Origin of the sequence: Staphylococcus sp. HMSC067F07 (assembly GCF_001837405.1) — a bacterium.
In the GTDB taxonomy this organism is placed as follows: Bacteria; Bacillota; Bacilli; order Staphylococcales; family Staphylococcaceae; genus Staphylococcus; species Staphylococcus capitis.
In genome coordinates this window covers 21871-22105 of sequence record NZ_KV832240.1, presented here as the reverse complement: position 1 = coordinate 22105, position 235 = coordinate 21871, and the positions used below count along the sequence as shown (strand labels likewise).

At 42.6% G+C, this 235-nt stretch carries 1 protein-coding gene; it reads right to left on the bottom strand.

Annotated elements, in window-relative coordinates; translation table 11 throughout:
• Window positions 1-67 precede the first annotated feature (67 nt).
• Window positions 68-169 carry a type I toxin-antitoxin system Fst family toxin gene (locus HMPREF2706_RS12165; RefSeq protein ID WP_019236111.1) on the bottom strand — a complete coding sequence of 34 codons (102 nt, stop codon included), beginning with the start codon at window positions 167-169 and terminating at the stop codon, window positions 68-70.
• Window positions 170-235 lie beyond the last annotated feature (66 nt).

Genomic DNA, 235 nt, shown 5'->3' with positions numbered 1-235 from the left:
ATTATATGCACCAATCCCCTCACTATTGCGAGTAGTGAGGGGATTTTTAGGTGTTGGCTAATATCGCCTATTTTTTCTTATTGTTACGTGTACGTAGCCAATGCGTAAATAACGCAACAATACAACCACTGATGACTGTGGTCGTGATGTGAACAAGAGCTTCGCCCATCTGATATGCACCTCCTCTCTGCGTCTGAATTAACGCCTGAGAGATAGGCGACCTATATATTATATC

Bases quoted from the DNA above. Each gene is read 5' to 3' on its own strand.
- HMPREF2706_RS12165 (WP_019236111.1), bottom strand. From the start codon at position 169: ATGGGCGAAGCTCTTGTTCACATCACGACCACAGTCATCAGTGGTTGT.